Raw genomic sequence first — 13,422 nt, forward strand, 5'->3', positions numbered from 1 at the left:
CACCGTTAGCGCTTGCGTTCGACCCTGCGTTCGTCCCAGACGGGCTCCTGAGTCTCCCGCACAACACCGTCCGAACCGAAGACCAGGTAACGGTCAAATGTGCGCGCGAACCAGCGGTCGTGCGTGACGCACAGCACGGTCCCGTCGTAGGACTCCAGGCCGTCCTGGAGGGCCTCCGCGGACTCCAGGTCCAGGTTGTCCGTGGGCTCGTCCAGCAGCAGCGCCGTGGTGCCCGCCAGCTCCAGCAGCAGGATCTGGAAACGTGCCTGCTGGCCGCCCGAGAGCTTCTCGAAGGGCTGCTCGGCCTGGCGCTCCAGCTCGTAGCGGCGCAGAGCGCCCATCGCCTGTCCCAGGGGCTTGGCCGCCTCCGTCCACAGGATCTCGACGAGGGTGCGGCCGAACAGCTCCGGGTGGGCGTGGGTCTGGGCGAAATGGCCGGGAACCACCCGTGCGCCCAGCTTCCAGTCCCCGGTGTGCTTGACGTCCTCGCCGGCCAGCAGCCGCAGGAAGTGCGACTTGCCCGAGCCGTTCGAGCCGAGCACCGCGACCCGCTCCCCGTAGAAGACCTCCAGGGAGAACGGCTTCATCAGCCCGGTGAGCTCCAGGTTCTCCACGGTCAGCGCGCGCACGCCCGTACGGCCGCCCTTGAGCCGCATCTTGATGTCCTGCTCGCGCGGCGGCTCCGGCGGCGGACCGGCCTCTTCGAACTTCTGGAAGCGGGTCTGCATCGCCCGGTAGCGCGAGGCCATGTCGGGGCTGCTGGCGGCCTGGTTGCGCAACCGCAGCACCAGGGCCCTGAGCCGCGCGTGCTCCTCGTCCCAGCGCCGCTTGAGCTCCTCGAAGCGGGCGAAGCGCTCCTTGCGGGCCTCGTGGTAGGTACCGAAGCCCGCTCCGTGCACCCAGACGTCGGAGCCGGTCGGGCTCGCCTCCAGGCTGATGATCTTCTCGGCGGCCTGGGTCAGCAGCTCCCGGTCGTGGGAGACGAAGAGGACCGTCTTGCGGGTCGCCTTCAGCTGCTCCTCCAGCCACCGCTTGCCCGGGACGTCGAGGTAGTTGTCCGGCTCGTCGAGCAGCAGCACCTCGTCCGGCCCGCGCAGCAGCGCCTCCAGCACGAGGCGCTTCTGCTCACCGCCGGAGAGCGTGCGCACCTCGCGGAACTGGGCGGAGTCGTACGGGATGGCCAGCGCGGCCGTCGTGCAGACGTCCCACAGGGTCTCCGCCTCGTAGCCCTGGACGTCGGCCCAGTCGCTGAGGGCCTGGGCGTAGGCCATCTGCGCGGCCTCGTCGTCCACCGTCATGATCAGGTGCTCGGCGCGGTCGACGGCCTTCGCGGCCTCCCGGATCCGCGGCTGGGCCACGGAGACCAGCAGGTCCCGTACGGTCGTGTCGTCGCGTACGGAGCCCACGAACTGGGACATCACGCCGAGCCCGCCGCTGATCGTCACGCCGCCGCCGTGCGGCTGGAGCTCCCCCGAGATCAGCTTCAGCAGGGTGGTCTTGCCGGCGCCGTTCGCCCCGACCAGGGCGACCACCGCCCCCTCCCCCACGCGGAAGGAGACGTCGGGGAGCAGTACCCGCCCGTCGGGAAGGTAGTACTCCAGGTGGCTGGCTTCGAGATGTCCCATGCCGGGCATTGTCCAGGTCGGCGCACGATCCGCCCAAACGATTTGGCTGCGGCTCAGCAGCAGCCGGCGCCCGGCAGGGTCCGCATGTTGCGCGCTTCCCTGCTGCGGGCGGCCAGCAGCTCGTCCGCCGGGTAGCCGACCTCCTCCAGGGTCAGCCCGTGCGGCTTGACCACGTGCACCGAGGAGTCCCGTACGCCGGCCGCCAGCACCTTGCCGGGCCAGTCGGCGGGCCGGTGGCCGTCGCCGACGTGCAGCAGGGCGCCCACGAGGGAGCGGACCATGTTGTGGCAGAAGGCGTCGGCGCGGACGGTCGCGGTGACGATGCCGTCCTCGGCGCGCTCCCAGCTGAGCTGCTGGAGCGTGCGGATGGTCGTGGCGCCCTCGCGCTTCTTGCAGTAGGCGGCGAAGTCGTGCTCGCCCAGCAGCGCGGTGGCCGCCTCGTTCATGGCGTCCACGTCGAGGGGCCACTGGTGCCAGAGCACGTGGCCGCGGCGCAGCGGGTCCACTCCGCCCTGGTGGTCGCCGACGCGGTAGGCGTAGCGGCGCCAGATGGCGGAGAAGCGCGCGTTGAAGCCCTCGGGGGCCTCGGCGACCTTCCACACCCGTACGTCGTGCGGCAGGCGGCCGGCGAGGCGGCGCAGCAGCTTGTCGTGGTGCTCGGCCCAGACCTCCTCGGCGAGGTCGAACTGCGCGACCTGCCCGCGGGCGTGCACTCCCGCGTCCGTACGCCCGGCCACGGTCAGCTCGACCGGCTCCTTCAGCCGCATCACGGTCTGCAGGGCGCTCTCCAGCTCTCCCTGGACGGTCCGCAGCGTGCGCTGCTTCGCCCAGCCGGAGAAGTCCTTGCCGTCGTAGCTCAGGTCCAGCCGCACCCGGACGTGCCCGGGCTCCACCTCGTCACTCACGTGACCGATCCTCTCAGAATCACCCATATGCAGAACGGGCCCGCCCCGGGAAGGGGCGGGCCCGTTCAGAGCCGATCAAGCAAGCTCGATCCCGTAGCGGGATCAGGCCTCCTTGGTCTCCTCGACGGCCTCGGTCTCGGTGGCCTCGGCCTTGGCCTCCGCCTCCTTGACCGCGCGCTTCGTGGCGGCCTCGGCCTCACCGGTGGCCTGCTGGGCGACCGTAAGGGCCTCGACCAGCTCGATCACGGCCATCGGGGCGTTGTCGCCACGACGGTTGCCGATCTTGGTGATGCGCGTGTAACCACCGGGGCGGTTCTCGTAGCGCGGGGCGATCTCGGTGAACAGCGTGTGCACGATGCTCTTGTCCGTGATCGTCTGCAGCACCAGGCGACGGTTGTGGATGTCGCCCTTCTTCGCCTTGGTGACCAGACGCTCGGCGTAGGGACGCAGGCGGCGGGCCTTGGCCTCGGTGGTGGTGATGCGGCCGTGCTCGAAGAGCGCCTTCGCGAGGTTCGCGAGCAGGTGCTTCTCGTGTGCGGCGGAGCCGCCCAGGCGGGCACCCTTTGCGGGACGCGGCATTGTTACTCCTTCAAATCTGCACCGGCCGTGTCAGGTACCGGAGTCAGTTCCCTCAAGCGGTCGCGAGAGGGGGGTGCGGGGGGCGTGAGCCCCCCACAAGCTTTCTCAGTACTGCTCGGTCTCGACGAAACCGGCGTCCGCGTCGTCGTCGGCGCCGAAGGCGTCGGCGGCGGCGGTCGGGTCGAATCCGGGCGGGCTGTCCTTGAGGGCCAGGCCCATGCCGGCCAGCTTCGCCTTGACCTCGTCGATCGACTTCGCACCGAAGTTGCGGATGTCGAGCAGGTCGGCCTCGGAGCGGGCGACGAGCTCACCCACGGAGTGGATGCCCTCGCGCTTGAGGCAGTTGTACGACCGAACGGTGAGCTCCAGCTCCTCGATCGGCAGCGCCAGGTCGGCGGCCAGGGCGGCGTCCGTCGGGGACGGGCCCATGTCGATGCCCTCGGCGTCGATGTTGAGCTCGCGGGCCAGACCGAACAGCTCGACCAGGGTCTTGCCGGCGGACGCCATGGCGTCGCGCGGGCGCATGGCCTGCTTGGTCTCGACGTCGACGATGAGCTTGTCGAAGTCGGTGCGCTGCTCGACTCGGGTCGCCTCGACCTTGTAGGTGACCTTGAGGACCGGGCTGTAGATGGAGTCGACCGGGATGCGGCCGATCTCCTGGCCCAGCTGCTTGTTCTGGACGGCGGAGACGTAGCCGCGACCGCGCTCGACGGTCAGCTCCATCTCCAGCTTGCCCTTGCCGTTGAGCGTGGCGAGGACGAGGTCCGGGTTGTGCACCTCGACACCGGCCGGGGGCGCGATGTCGGCAGCGGTGACCAGGCCGGGACCCTGCTTGCGCAGGTACATCACGACCGGCTCGTCGTGCTCCGAGGAGACGACCAGCTGCTTGATGTTGAGGATGATGTCCGTGACGTCTTCCTTGACGCCCGGCACGGTGGTGAACTCGTGCAGGACGCCGTCCACGCGGATGCTGGTGACAGCGGCACCCGGGATGGAGGACAGGAGGGTACGGCGCAGGGAGTTGCCGAGGGTGTAGCCGAAGCCCGGCTCCAGCGGCTCGATCACGAAGCGCGAGCGGTACTCGTCAACGACCTCTTCGGTCAGCGACGGACGCTGAGCGATAAGCATGTCTGTGTTCCTTCATTCGTGGACGCCCACTATTTGACGCCCGACGGGGCCGTACCGGGGTACGGCTACTGCAAGGGTACGGGCGGTACGTCCCCCGAAGGGGTCGTACCGCCCGGACACTCAAGAACGCAACGGTGCGTCCGCTGCGTCAGACGCGGCGGCGCTTCGGCGGGCGGCAGCCGTTGTGCGGGGTGGGGGTGACGTCCTGGATCGAGCCGACCTCGAGGCCGGTGGCCTGGAGGGAGCGGATCGCGGTCTCACGGCCGGAGCCGGGACCCTTGACGAAGACGTCGACCTTGCGCATGCCGTGCTCCTGCGCGCGACGGGCGGCCGACTCGGCGGCCATCTGCGCGGCGAAGGGGGTGGACTTGCGCGAGCCCTTGAAGCCGACGTGGCCGGCGGAGGCCCAGGAGATCACGTTGCCGGACGGGTCCGTGATCGAAACGATGGTGTTGTTGAACGTGCTCTTGATGTGGGCGTGCCCGTGAGCGACGTTCTTCTTTTCCTTGCGGCGCACCTTCTTGGCAGCGCCCTGACGACCCTTGGGGGGCATCTAAATCTCCTACGGGAGGTGGTCGGTCCTACAGCGCAAGACCGCTGAACAGGACTACTTCTTGCCCGGCTTCTTCTTACCGGCGATCGCGCGACGCGGGCCCTTGCGGGTACGCGCGTTCGTGCTGGTGCGCTGACCGTGCACCGGGAGGCCGCGACGGTGGCGGATACCCTGGTAGCACTGGATCTCGATCTTGCGGCGGATGTCGCCCTGGATCTCGCGGCGGAGGTCACCCTCGGTACGGAGGTTGGCGTCCACGTACTCGCGGATCTTGACGAGGTCCTCTTCGGCCAGGTCACGAACGCGGGTGTTCGGGTTCACGCCGGTGGAGGCGAGGATCTCCTTGGACCGGGTGCGCCCGATACCGAAGACGTAGGTGAGTGCGATCTCCACACGCTTTTCGCGCGGGATGTCAACACCGGAAACGCGTGCCATTCAATGGCTCCTGTGTGTTCGGGGGTCTTCCACAGAACCGATCCCGACCGCCGACCACCCGTGTCGGGTGATGGTACGTCCGGGTCCCCGGCCCCCGCCGGAGGTGCCGCCGGCCCTTTGCGGGGCTGGGCGGGTTCTGCGTATGTACGTTTTCTTACGTCGCGCGAAGAACTGCGTTAAGGCAGGTCGGTCGGCGTGCGTCAGCCCTGGCGCTGCTTGTGGCGCAGGTTGTCGCAGATGACCATGACCCGGCCGTGACGGCGGATCACCTTGCACTTGTCGCAGATCTTCTTGACGCTCGGCTTGACCTTCATGTTGGTGAGGTTCTCCGGGTCAGTGCCACCACCCGCACCGGGACGGACGCCCAGGCAGGAGTGAGAGCAAGATCTACTTGTATCGGTAGACGATCCGGCCACGCGTCAGGTCGTAGGGAGAGAGCTCCACGACAACCCGGTCATCGGGCAGAATGCGGATGTAGTGCATGCGCATCTTCCCGCTGATGTGCGCGAGGACCTTGTGACCGTTCTGGAGTTCCACCTTGAACATCGCGTTCGGGAGGGACTCGATCACGGTGCCCTCGATTTCGATGGCACCTTGCTTCTTGGCCACGCTTCGCCTTTCGAATCGGCTACCTTGATCGACCCCGTGCGCCATGCAGGCATGGAAGTGCACGAGAGCCGACGAGTCAGTCTACGTCAGGGCACCCAGAAAAACGAATCCGGAAAGTTTGCCCAAGAGTCTAGATCATTAACCGAGGGGGTCCGGGGCCGTGGTGACCCCGTACTCCGCCAGCTTCGCCTTGCCGCAGTCCGGGCTGGTCAGGACGATCGGACCGGCCTCCGTCAGCGCGATGGAGTGCTCCCAGTGCGAGGACCAGGTGCCGTCCGTCGTGATGACCGTCCAGTCGTCCGAGAGGACCTCCGTCTGGGCGGTGCCCAGGGAGACCATCGGCTCGATCGCCAGGCAGACGCCCGGAACGAGCTTGATCCCCTTGCCCCGCTTGCGCGAGACGTAGTTCAGCAGGTGGGGGTCCATGTGCATCTCGGACCCGATGCCGTGGCCGCCGTAGTCCTCGATGATCCCGAACTTGCCGAGGCTGTGCTCACCGGTGGAGGGGCGGGGCTGGCGCTTGATGTACGTCTCGATCGCCTTGGAGATGTCCACGAGGCGGTTGCCCAGCTTCATCGCGGCGATGCCGGCCCACATCGACTCCTCCGTCACCCGGGAGAGCTCCACGAGCTCGGGGGCGTGACCGGTGCCCACGAAGGCGGTGTACGCCGCGTCGCCGTGCCAGCCGTCCACGATCGCGCCGGCGTCGATGGAGATGATGTCGCCGTCCTTGAGGACGGTCTTGTCGTCCGGGATGCCGTGGACGACGACCTCGTTGACCGAGGTGCAGATCGTCGCGGGGAAACCGCCGTAGCCGAGGAAGTTCGACTTCGCCCCGGCGTCCGCGATGACCTTGCGGGCCACCATGTCCAGATCCCGCGTCGTGGCGCCCGGTACGGCCGCCTCACGGGTCGCCGCATGGATCGCGGCGACGACCAGCCCCGCCTCGCGCATCTTCGCGATCTGCTCGGGGGTCTTGATCTGCACCATGTGGGCGTGCCTTCCGTTTTCTGCGGCTGAACCGCCGCCGCTCTCGCGGACGTGGTCGCTGTCCGCTGTGGTTGCTCAATTATCGGCTGATGCCGTGCCGCGGCGCGTCATGCAGACGGCCGCGGTGCCCCGAGGGGACACCGCGGCCGTACCTGCACACCAAGGGGTGACTACTTCTTGAGAGCGTCCATGGCGCGCTTGGTGACGTCCGACACCTCACCGAGGGCCGGGATGGTCACCAGCAGGCCCTGGGCCTTGTAGTAGTCGATGATCGGCTCGGTCTGCGTGTGGTAGACCTCCAGCCGGTTGCGGACGGTCGCCTCCGAGTCGTCACCGCGCTGGTACAGCTCGCCGCCGCAGGTGTCGCAGACACCTGCGGCCTTCGGCGCTGCGTACGTCACGTGGAAGACGTGCGAGGAGTCGTTGCGGCAGATCCGGCGGCCGGCGATGCGCTTGACGACCTCGTCCTCCTCGACCTCCAGGTCGAGGACGGCGTCGAGCTTCATGCCCGCGGCCTGGAGCATCACGTCGAGCGCCTCGGCCTGCGAGACGTTGCGCGGGAAGCCGTCGAGCAGGAAGCCGTTCACGGCGTCGGGCTGCTCCATCCGGTCCTTCGCCATGCCGATGGTCACCTCGTCGGGGACCAGGTCGCCGGCGTCCATGAACGCCTTCGCCTGCTTGCCCAGCTCGGTGCCCTGGCTGATGTTGGCCCGGAACAGGTCGCCCGTGGAGATGTGCGGGATCGACAGGTTCTTGGCAAGGAACGCGGCCTGCGTTCCCTTGCCCGCACCGGGCGGTCCGACGAGGACGATTCGCATCAGCGGAGGAACCCTTCGTAATTGCGCTGCTGGAGCTGGCTCTCGATCTGCTTCACGGTTTCCAGACCCACACCCACGATGATCAGGATGCTCGTCCCGCCGAACGGGAAGTTCTGGTTCGCTCCGAAGCCGGCCAACGCCATCGTCGGCACAAGAGCGATGAGACCCAGGTACAGCGACCCCGGCCAGGTGATCCGGTTGAGCACGTAGCTCAGGTACTCGGCGGTGGGTCGACCGGCGCGGATACCCGGAATGAACCCACCATACTTCTTCATGTTGTCTGCAACTTCCTCGGGGTTGAACGAGATCGCCACGTAGAAGAACGCGAAGAAGACGATCAGGAGGAAGTAGACAGCGATGTAGTACGGGTGGTCGCCCTTGACGAAGTGCTTCTGGATCCAGGTGGCCCAGCCCGCGGTGGACCCGCTGAACTGTACGACCAGTGCCGGGATGTAGAGCAGCGACGAGGCGAAGATGACGGGGATGATGCCCGCCTGGTTCACCTTGAGCGGGATGTAGGTGGAGGTACCGCCGTAGGCACGGCGGCCGATCATGCGCTTCGCGTACTGGACCGGGATCCGGCGCTGCGCCTGCTCGACGAAGACCACCAGGCCGACCATCGCGAGGCCGACCAGCATGACGACGCCGAACTCGACCCAGCCGTCCGCGATCTTGCCCTGCAGCTTGATCTGCCAGAGGGCGCCGATGAAGCCGGCGGCGATCGAGATGAACATGAGGATCGACATGCCGTTGCCGATGCCGCGATCGGTGATGAGCTCACCGAGCCACATGACGACGCAGGTACCGGCGGTCATGGTGACCACCATGACGACCGTGGTGAAGATCGACCGGTCGGGAACGATCTGGCTGGCGACCTGGCAGCCCTGGAACAGGGCGCCGGTACGGGCGGTGGCGACGAGGCCGGTGCCCTGGAGGATCGCCAGCGCGACCGTCAGATAGCGCGTGTACTGAGTGATCTTCGCCGTGCCGGACTGGCCCTCTTTCTTGAGGGTCTCCAGCTTCGGGATGACCACGGTCAGCAGCTGCAGAATGATGCTCGCCGTGATGTACGGCATGATGCCGAGCGCAAAGATCGTGATCTGCAGCAGCGCACCGCCGCTGAACATGTTGACGAGGCCGAACAGACCATTGCTGCTCCCGGCCTGTTCCACGCAGATCTGTACGTTCTTGTAGCTCACGCCGGGCACGGGGACATGGGACCCGAGCCGGAACAGCACGATGATGCCGAGCGTGAAGAGCAGCTTCTTGCGCAGGTCGGGCGTCTTGAACGCCCGGGCGAACGCGGTGAGCACGGTGCCTCCTGCGACCCCCGCGCTACTGCGTCAGAGGTGACGGTCTGAGGGATCGACGTATACGACAAAGCAATGGTGCACGCCACCTTACCGGCGAGTGTGCCCCCCGTGGAACGACCAACCGGGGATGCCCCATATGTGAGGCATCCCCGGTCGGGTTTTGAGCTATTCAGCCACTGAAATCGTCTTAGACGAGCTCGGTGACGGTACCGCCGGCAGCGGTGATCTTCTCCTTGGCGGAGGCGGAGACGGCGTCAACCGAAACCTGCAGCGCCACGGAGAGCTCGCCCTGGCCCAGGACCTTGACGAGGCTGTTCTTGCGAACCGCGCCCTTGGCGACCAGGTCGGCCACCGTGACTTCTCCACCCTCGGGGTAGAGAGCGCCGAGCTTGTCCAGGTTGACGACCTGGAACTCGGTGCGGAACGGGTTCTTGAAGCCCTTGAGCTTCGGCAGGCGCATGTGGAGGGGCATCTGCCCACCCTCGAAGCGCTGCGGGATCTGGTAACGGGCCTTCTGGCCCTTCGTACCACGACCGGCCGTCTTACCCTTCGACGCCTCACCGCGACCCACACGGGTCTTCGCGGTCTTGGCGCCGGGGGCGGGACGGAGGTTGTGGGCCTTCAGCGGGCTGTTCTCAGCCATGATTAGTCAACCTCCTCAACCGTCACGAGGTGGCGGACGGTGTGCACCATTCCGCGGAACTCGGGGCGGTCCTCCTTGACGACGACGTCGTTCAGGCGCTTGAGCCCGAGCGAACGCAGCGTGTCGCGGTGGTTCTGCTTGCTGCCGATGTACGACTTCGTCTGCGTGATCTTGAGGCGGGCCATCAGACACCCGCCCCAGCACGTGCACGGAGAAGAGCCGCGGGAGCGACGTCCTCGAGGGGCAGACCACGGCGAGCCGCGATCTCCTCGGGACGCTGCAGACCCTTGAGCGCTGCCACGGTCGCGTGCACGATGTTGATCGCGTTCGACGAACCGAGCGACTTCGACAGGATGTCGTGAACGCCGGCGCACTCCAGAACGGCGCGCACCGGGCCACCGGCGATAACACCGGTACCGGGGGAAGCCGGCTTCAGCAGCACGACACCCGCGGCACGCTCGCCCGTGATCGGGTGAGGGATGGTGCCCTGGATGCGGGGAACCTTGAAGAAGTTCTTCTTCGCTTCCTCGACACCCTTGGCGATGGCCGCGGGAACTTCCTTGGCCTTGCCGTAACCGACACCTACAGTGCCGTCACCGTCGCCCACCACGACCAGCGCGGTGAAGCTGAAGCGGCGACCACCCTTGACAACCTTGGCGACGCGGTTGATCGCGACAACGCGCTCAACGTAAGCGGTCTTCTCGGCGGCAGCGCCACCGTCGCGACCCTTCCGGTCCCGCCGCTCGCCGCCACCGGCACCGCTTCCGCGGCGCTGGGGTCCAGCCATTGGATTACCTCTCTCTGTTACGTCCGTGAGTCCCGGAACCGGGGCTTAGAACTTCAGCCCGGCTTCGCGGGCGGCGTCAGCCAGAGCGGCAATGCGCCCGGCGTATCGGTTGCCACCGCGGTCGAACACGACGGTCTCGACACCCGCAGCCTTGGCACGCTCGGCGACGAGCGCGCCGACAGCCTGGGCCTGCGAGCTCTTGTCGCCTTCGCCACCGCGGATCGAAGCGTCCAGGGTCGACGCCGACGCCAGGGTGTGGCCCTGGAGGTCGTCGATGACCTGAGCAACGATGTTGCGGTTGGAACGCGTCACGACGAGGCGCGGACGCTCCGCCGTACCCGAGACGTTCTTGCGGATGCGGATGTGGCGGCGAGCCTTGGCAGCGCGCTTGTACGCGTCGCCCTTGGCGATCTTCACACCGTATGCCATGGCTACTTACCAGCCTTTCCGACCTTGCGGCGGATGACCTCGCCGGCGTACTTGACACCCTTGGCCTTGTACGGGTCGGGCTTCCGCAGCTTGCGGATGTTGGCGGCGACCTCGCCGACCTTCTGCTTGTCGATGCCCTCGACCGAGAACTTCGTCGGCGACTCGACCTTGAAGGAGATGCCCTCGGGCGCCTCCACCAGGATCGGGTGGCTGTAGCCGAGCTGGAACTCCAGGTCGGAGCCCTTCGCGGCCACGCGGTAACCGACACCGCTGATCTCGAGAGCCTTGACGTATCCCGTGGTCACACCGGTGATCATGTTCGCCACCAGCGTGCGGGACAGGCCGTGCAGGGCCTTGTTCTGACGCTCGTCGTTCGGACGGGTGACGTTCAGAACGCCGTCCTCGTCCTTGACAACTGCGATGGGCGCCTTAACGGTGTGCGCGAGGGAACCCTTGGGGCCCTTCACGTTGACCGTCTGGCCATCGATGGTGACGTCCACACCGGCGGGAACCTGGATGGGGAGCTTGCCGATTCGCGACATTGCTTTTCCTCCGTTCCCGACTACCAGACGTAGGCGAGGACTTCCCCACCTACGCCCTTCTTGCCTGCCTGCTGGCCGGTCAGGAGACCGTGGGACGTGGAGATGATCGCCACGCCCAGGCCGCCGAGGACCTTCGGCAGGTTGGTGGACTTCGCGTACACGCGCAGACCGGGCTTCGAGATCCGCTTGATGCCCGCGATGGAGCGCTCACGGTTCGGCCCGAACTTCAGCTCGAGGACGAGGTTCTTGCCGACCTCGGCGTCCTCGACCTTCCAGCCGGTGATGAAACCCTCCTGCTTGAGGATCTCCGCGATGTGCGACTTGATCTTGCTGTGCGGCATCACGACGGTGTCGTGGTACGCCGAGTTAGCGTTACGCAGACGCGTGAGCATGTCTGCGATCGGGTCAGTCATGGTCATGAAGTGGCCTTCGGCCTCTCTCGCCGGGGTTTCCTGTATGCGCCATCCCTCTCCCCACTCAGTGGCGGGACGGGTGCGGTGCGGGGACCTACGGCGTAGTAAGTCGATAGGGCGGCGGACGCCCAACCCCACAAGCCTACGGCATGCGGGCAGAGCGGTCCGCCGACCTGATGCTTACCGAGAGCGTCTGGAAAACCTCAACACCCAAAGGGTGTGGGGCTACCAGGAGCTCTTGGTCACGCCCGGCAGCTCGCCACGGTGAGCCATCTCACGAAGGCACACGCGGCACAGGCCGAACTTGCGGTACACGGAGTGGGGGCGACCGCAGCGCTGGCAGCGGGTGTACGCACGCACACCGAACTTGGGCTTGCGGGCAGCCTTCGCGATGAGAGCCTTCTTCGCCATCTCGCTTACGCCTCCTTGAAGGGGAAGCCGAGGTGACGAAGGAGCGCGCGGCCCTCAGCGTCGTTGGTCGCCGTGGTGACCACGGTGATGTCCATACCCCGGGTACGGTCGATCTTGTCCTGGTCGATCTCGTGGAACATGACCTGCTCCGTGAGACCGAAGGTGTAGTTGCCACGGCCGTCGAACTGCTTCGGCGACAGACCGCGGAAGTCACGGATACGCGGCAGCGCGAGCGACAGCGTACGGTCCAGGAACTCCCACATGCGGTCACCACGGAGGGTGACGTGGCAGCCGATCGGCTGACCCTCGCGCAGCTTGAACTGCGCGATGGACTTGCGGGCCTTCGTGACGGCCGGCTTCTGACCGGTGATCGTCGTCAGGTCGCGGATGGCGCCGTCGATCAGCTTCGAGTCACGGGCGGCGTCGCCGACACCCATGTTCACGACGATCTTGACGAGACCGGGGATCTGCATGACGTTCTCGTAGGAGAACTCCTCACGCAGCTTGCCCGCGATGTCCTCGCGGTACTTCGTCTTGAGACGCGGAGTGGTAGCCATCAGATGTCCTCACCCGTCCGCTTGGCAACGCGGATCTTGTTGCCCTCGTCGTCGAAGCGGTAGCCGACGCGGGTGACGACCTTCTTGCCGTCCTTCTCCACAACCAGCTGAACGTTGCTCACGTGGACCGGGGCCTCGGTGATCACAATGCCACCGGCCTGGTTCTGCGCGGCCTTGGTGTGCTTCTTGACCCGGTTGACACCCTCGACGAGGACACGGTTCTCAGCGGGGAAGGCAACGATGACCTTGCCCTGCTTGCCCTTGTCCTTACCGGTGATGACCTGGACCAGGTCGCCCTTCTTGATCTTCATGCTTACAGCACCTCCGGCGCGAGCGAGATGATCTTCATGAACTTCTTCTCGCGCAGCTCACGGCCGACGGGGCCGAAGATACGGGTGCCGCGAGGGTCGCCGTCGTTCTTCAGAATGACGGCGGCGTTCTCGTCGAAGCGGATGTACGAGCCGTCCTGGCGGCGGCGCTCCTTGACGGTGCGAACGATGACCGCCTTGACGACGTCACCCTTCTTCACGTTGCCACCGGGGATCGCGTCCTTGACGGTGGCGACGATGACGTCACCGATGCCCGCGTAGCGGCGACCGGAGCCACCGAGAACACGGATGCAAAGGATTTCCTTGGCACCAGTGTTGTCGGCGACACGCAGTCGCGACTCCTGCTGGATCACGTC

General features: G+C 66.6%; 21 protein-coding genes. All 21 read right to left on the reverse strand.

The features are described from left to right. Window positions 1-5 precede the first annotated feature (5 nt). Window positions 6-1,625, reverse strand: a complete 1,620-nt coding sequence (locus tag ACZ3X1_RS15110; RefSeq protein ID WP_390075768.1) for an ABC-F family ATP-binding cassette domain-containing protein — start codon at window positions 1,623-1,625, stop codon at window positions 6-8. A gap of 53 nt (window positions 1,626-1,678) precedes the next feature. Beyond that, window positions 1,679-2,530: a tRNA pseudouridine(38-40) synthase TruA gene (gene truA / locus ACZ3X1_RS15115; protein WP_356811227.1), complete on the reverse strand. Its 852-nt coding sequence runs from the start codon at window positions 2,528-2,530 to the stop codon at window positions 1,679-1,681. A 102-nt stretch (window positions 2,531-2,632) separates the two neighbouring features. Beyond that, the gene (rplQ, locus tag ACZ3X1_RS15120) at window positions 2,633-3,109 is read right to left on the reverse strand and encodes a 50S ribosomal protein L17 (protein WP_007265921.1); all 477 of its coding nucleotides are present in this window, start codon (window positions 3,107-3,109) and stop codon (window positions 2,633-2,635) included. Between the two features lie 105 nt (window positions 3,110-3,214). Beyond that, a complete protein-coding gene (locus tag ACZ3X1_RS15125; RefSeq protein WP_007265920.1) occupies window positions 3,215-4,237 on the reverse strand; it encodes a DNA-directed RNA polymerase subunit alpha in 1,023 nt (340 codons plus the stop codon). 148 nt (window positions 4,238-4,385) lie between these two features. Then, window positions 4,386-4,790 carry a 30S ribosomal protein S11 gene (gene rpsK, locus ACZ3X1_RS15130; RefSeq protein WP_003956432.1) on the reverse strand — a complete coding sequence of 135 codons (405 nt, stop codon included), beginning with the start codon at window positions 4,788-4,790 and terminating at the stop codon, window positions 4,386-4,388. A gap of 54 nt (window positions 4,791-4,844) precedes the next feature. After that, window positions 4,845-5,225, reverse strand: a complete 381-nt coding sequence (rpsM, locus tag ACZ3X1_RS15135) for a 30S ribosomal protein S13 (protein ID WP_007265919.1) — start codon at window positions 5,223-5,225, stop codon at window positions 4,845-4,847. Window positions 5,226-5,425: 200 nt separating this feature from the next. Then, window positions 5,426-5,539, reverse strand: coding sequence for a 50S ribosomal protein L36 (gene rpmJ, locus ACZ3X1_RS15140; protein WP_003956441.1), 114 nt, complete (start codon window positions 5,537-5,539; stop codon window positions 5,426-5,428). Between the two features lie 73 nt (window positions 5,540-5,612). Continuing rightward, entirely contained in the window at window positions 5,613-5,834 is a 222-nt protein-coding gene (infA, locus tag ACZ3X1_RS15145) for a translation initiation factor IF-1 (protein WP_003956442.1), read from the reverse strand. Window positions 5,835-5,972: 138 nt separating this feature from the next. After that, window positions 5,973-6,824, reverse strand: a complete 852-nt coding sequence (map, locus tag ACZ3X1_RS15150; RefSeq protein WP_030653658.1) for a type I methionyl aminopeptidase — start codon at window positions 6,822-6,824, stop codon at window positions 5,973-5,975. A 170-nt stretch (window positions 6,825-6,994) separates the two neighbouring features. Further along, a complete protein-coding gene (locus ACZ3X1_RS15155) occupies window positions 6,995-7,642 on the reverse strand; it encodes an adenylate kinase (protein ID WP_356811229.1) in 648 nt (215 codons plus the stop codon). Further along, window positions 7,642-8,955: a preprotein translocase subunit SecY gene (secY, locus tag ACZ3X1_RS15160; protein ID WP_030026339.1), complete on the reverse strand. Its 1,314-nt coding sequence runs from the start codon at window positions 8,953-8,955 to the stop codon at window positions 7,642-7,644. The genes ACZ3X1_RS15155 and secY overlap by 1 nt, the downstream gene beginning before the upstream one ends. 187 nt (window positions 8,956-9,142) lie before the next feature. Then, on the reverse strand, window positions 9,143-9,598 hold the full coding sequence (gene rplO, locus ACZ3X1_RS15165; RefSeq protein ID WP_030026337.1) for a 50S ribosomal protein L15: 456 nt from the start codon (window positions 9,596-9,598) through the stop codon (window positions 9,143-9,145). A gap of 2 nt (window positions 9,599-9,600) precedes the next feature. Beyond that, a complete protein-coding gene (gene rpmD / locus ACZ3X1_RS15170) occupies window positions 9,601-9,783 on the reverse strand; it encodes a 50S ribosomal protein L30 (RefSeq protein ID WP_005313525.1) in 183 nt (60 codons plus the stop codon). Then, window positions 9,783-10,385, reverse strand: a complete 603-nt coding sequence (gene rpsE / locus ACZ3X1_RS15175) for a 30S ribosomal protein S5 (RefSeq protein WP_356811230.1) — start codon at window positions 10,383-10,385, stop codon at window positions 9,783-9,785. Before rpsE ends, rpmD begins: the two co-directional genes overlap by 1 nt. Window positions 10,386-10,430: 45 nt before the next feature. After that, on the reverse strand, window positions 10,431-10,814 hold the full coding sequence (gene rplR / locus ACZ3X1_RS15180) for a 50S ribosomal protein L18 (protein ID WP_030008471.1): 384 nt from the start codon (window positions 10,812-10,814) through the stop codon (window positions 10,431-10,433). A 2-nt stretch (window positions 10,815-10,816) separates the two neighbouring features. Then, window positions 10,817-11,356: a 50S ribosomal protein L6 gene (gene rplF, locus ACZ3X1_RS15185; RefSeq protein ID WP_030773832.1), complete on the reverse strand. Its 540-nt coding sequence runs from the start codon at window positions 11,354-11,356 to the stop codon at window positions 10,817-10,819. Between the two features lie 20 nt (window positions 11,357-11,376). Further along, window positions 11,377-11,775: a 30S ribosomal protein S8 gene (gene rpsH, locus ACZ3X1_RS15190; protein ID WP_007265911.1), complete on the reverse strand. Its 399-nt coding sequence runs from the start codon at window positions 11,773-11,775 to the stop codon at window positions 11,377-11,379. A gap of 219 nt (window positions 11,776-11,994) precedes the next feature. Next, window positions 11,995-12,180 carry a type Z 30S ribosomal protein S14 gene (locus ACZ3X1_RS15195; RefSeq protein ID WP_003956452.1) on the reverse strand — a complete coding sequence of 62 codons (186 nt, stop codon included), beginning with the start codon at window positions 12,178-12,180 and terminating at the stop codon, window positions 11,995-11,997. A 5-nt stretch (window positions 12,181-12,185) separates the two neighbouring features. Then, on the reverse strand, window positions 12,186-12,737 hold the full coding sequence (gene rplE / locus ACZ3X1_RS15200) for a 50S ribosomal protein L5 (RefSeq protein ID WP_030154702.1): 552 nt from the start codon (window positions 12,735-12,737) through the stop codon (window positions 12,186-12,188). Further along, window positions 12,737-13,048 carry a 50S ribosomal protein L24 gene (gene rplX, locus ACZ3X1_RS15205; RefSeq protein ID WP_150258782.1) on the reverse strand — a complete coding sequence of 104 codons (312 nt, stop codon included), beginning with the start codon at window positions 13,046-13,048 and terminating at the stop codon, window positions 12,737-12,739. Before rplX ends, rplE begins: the two co-directional genes overlap by 1 nt. Before the next feature lie 2 nt (window positions 13,049-13,050). Then, the gene (gene rplN, locus ACZ3X1_RS15210) at window positions 13,051-13,419 is read right to left on the reverse strand and encodes a 50S ribosomal protein L14 (protein WP_003956455.1); all 369 of its coding nucleotides are present in this window, start codon (window positions 13,417-13,419) and stop codon (window positions 13,051-13,053) included. Window positions 13,420-13,422 lie beyond the last annotated feature (3 nt).

The organism is Streptomyces sp. NPDC023541, assembly GCF_055559995.1.